4 protein-coding genes are annotated in these 2,209 nt (G+C 66.5%); 3 read left to right on the top strand and 1 reads right to left on the bottom strand.

The genetic code is table 11. The features are described 5' to 3' along the window. The 3 genes from VFX99_RS02900 to rsmG form a co-directional block, all read left to right on the top strand. Window positions 1-567: YidC/Oxa1 family membrane protein insertase (locus VFX99_RS02900; protein ID WP_329664817.1), on the top strand; the 567-nt coding region annotated here is incomplete at its 5' end. A gap of 36 nt (window positions 568-603) precedes the next feature. Next, a complete protein-coding gene (locus VFX99_RS02895) occupies window positions 604-1,125 on the top strand; it encodes a protein jag (RefSeq protein WP_329664816.1) in 522 nt (173 codons plus the stop codon). A gap of 19 nt (window positions 1,126-1,144) precedes the next feature. Beyond that, the gene (rsmG, locus tag VFX99_RS02890) at window positions 1,145-1,771 is read left to right on the top strand and encodes a 16S rRNA (guanine(527)-N(7))-methyltransferase RsmG (protein ID WP_329664815.1); all 627 of its coding nucleotides are present in this window, start codon (window positions 1,145-1,147) and stop codon (window positions 1,769-1,771) included. 78 nt (window positions 1,772-1,849) lie between these two features. On the opposite strand, the gene VFX99_RS02885 is transcribed toward rsmG, so the two are convergent. Further along, window positions 1,850-2,209, bottom strand: a 360-nt coding sequence (locus VFX99_RS02885) for a hypothetical protein (RefSeq protein ID WP_329664814.1), incomplete at its 5' end; no start/stop codon positions are given.

Here is a 2,209-nt window from a genome sequence, read left to right as displayed (position 1 = left end):
GGCTGGCAGGTCACCGTCGGCATCCTTCTGGTGCTGGTCGTGCTGATGATCGTCTCGCAATTCTTCACACAGCTGCAGATCATCTCCAAGAACCTCTCTCCAGAAGCCAAGACCGGCCAGGCGTACCAGATGCAGAAGATCATGCTCTGGGTGCTGCCGTTCGCGTTCGTCTTCTCCGGTGTCTTCTTCCCCCTGGGTGTCGTCATCTACTGGTTCACGAGCAACGTGTGGACGATGGTCCAGCAGTTCGTTGTCATCCGCAACATGCCGACGCCCGGCTCCGAGGCCGCCAAGGAGCGGGAGGAGCGTCTGGCGCGCAAGGGCAAGGCGCTGGACTCGTCGGGCAAGATCATCCCGCTCGAGAAGTACCGCGCAGAGCAGCAGCGGTTGTACGAAGAGGCCGAGCGCGCGAAGGCCGCGGCACCGAAGCGCCAGCAGCCGGTCGGAAAGCAACGCGCGAAGAAGCAGGCTCAGAAGCAGCCGGGCGACCGCACGTCGAAGCCCGGTGATCCTCCGCGCGGGGGATCGACAGATCCCGCCGCCGGCACGGCCGGCGCGGCATCCTGACCCTTGCTCTCCCTACCGATCGATCTCGAGGACCCGATGACCAGCACCCCTGACCTCTCCCCCGTCGAGGACGCCCCGGTAGAGCGTGCCGCGGCGACCGTCGAGCAGCTCGAGCAGGAAGGCGACATCGCAGCGGACTTCCTCGAGGAGCTCATGGACATCGCCGACATCGACGGCGACCTCGCCCTCGACGTCCGATCCGGTCGCGCCTACGTGTCGCTCGAGTCGGATGAGACCGGTTCACTCGCTCTCCTGTCGGATCCCGACACGGTACAGGCCCTGCAGGAGTTGACCCGGATCGCTGTCCAGAACCGCACAGGCCGTTTCTCACGCCTCATTCTGGACATCGGCGGATCGCGCGACACGCGTCAGCGCGAGCTGGAGGCGCTGGTGGACCGCGCCGTGGCTCGCCTCGAAGAGGGCGCGACGCAGGCTTCGCTCCCCCCGATGTCGAGTTACGAGCGCAAGCTGGTGCACGACATCGTCGCTGATCGCGGTTTCACCTCCGAGTCGTACGGCGAGGGTGCGGAACGCCACACCGTCATCAGCCGGGGCTGATGTTTCACGTGAAACATCGATGACCGAGGTCGAGCCGGAACCGGCGGCGGCCGCTGAGATCTTCGGTGCACGTCTCGATGCGGCACGCCGGTTCACTCAAGCCCTGGCGGAGCACGGCGAGGAACGGGGCCTCATCGGCCCGCTCGAACCGCCCCGACTCTGGTCACGTCACATCCTCAACAGCGCGGTCGTCGCTCCGCTGTTCTCGGGAAGGGTCGCGGACATCGGCTCGGGCGCAGGGCTTCCAGGCCTGGTCCTCGCGATCGCGCGGCCTGACGTGGAGTGGATTCTGATCGAGCCCATGGAGCGCCGCATCGCCTGGCTGAACGAACAGGTCTCCGAGCTCGGCCTGGAAAACGTCGAGGTGCTGCGTGGTCGCGCTGAGGATTGGCGGCGCGGCCCGGTCCTGGATGCTGTGACCGCTCGCGCCGTCAGTGCGCTGCGCACGCTGGTGCCGCTCACAGCACCGCTCGTTCGCGACGGCGGCGAGTTGATCCTGCTGAAGGGCACCAGTGCGTCCAACGAGATCGCTGCCGCTGAAAAGCAGCTGCGGAAGTATCGCTTGAGCAACGTGCGTCTCGAGGTCGTCGGCGACGATCTGCTCGAGGAGCCGACGCGGGTGGTGCGCGCAACCGTTCGCGGCTGAGTCGCTGTACTGGTCCGCACTGCCTATTCGGCGACCGAGCAGCCCGCGGCAGTGCCATCGGGATCAGGGCATAGCGGTTCACAGCGGCGATGGAGTAGCCCGCAAGGCGGGCGCATCGAGATCCGTCGCGATGCTGGCGTCCGCCGCTCGAGTAGTCCGCAACGCGAACGTATCGCGATCATGTCCATCTCGCGGAAAGAAACGGCACACCCGCCAACCCGTCTGCACGCCGCGCGGCGCCCGCATCCGCTGTTTCACGTGAAACATCCAGCGCAGGCGGTGATCGAGCAGCCCAGAGCGGCAGTGAGATCCGGCGTCACCGCGTTCTCCGGACGGCGATCGAGTGGCTCGCAAAGCGGGCGTATCGAGATCAGGCATGACCGCCTGGAAAGAGGTGGGAGCTAACCCGCCATCCTGTGCGCCGCGCCGCGCGCGGAA

It is taken from the genome of Microbacterium sp., assembly GCF_036277215.1.
Lineage (GTDB): Bacteria > Actinomycetota > Actinomycetes > Actinomycetales > Microbacteriaceae > Microbacterium.
Note: the sequence above shows the minus strand (reverse complement) of the source record. Positions and strands in the feature narration are given on the sequence as shown.

Bases quoted from the DNA above. Each gene is read 5' to 3' on its own strand.
- rsmG (WP_329664815.1), top strand. From the start codon at position 1,145: ATGACCGAGGTCGAGCCGGAACCGGCGGCGGCCGCTGAGATCTTCGGT.
- VFX99_RS02895 (WP_329664816.1), top strand. From the start codon at position 604: ATGACCAGCACCCCTGACCTCTCCCCCGTCGAGGACGCCCCGGTAGAG.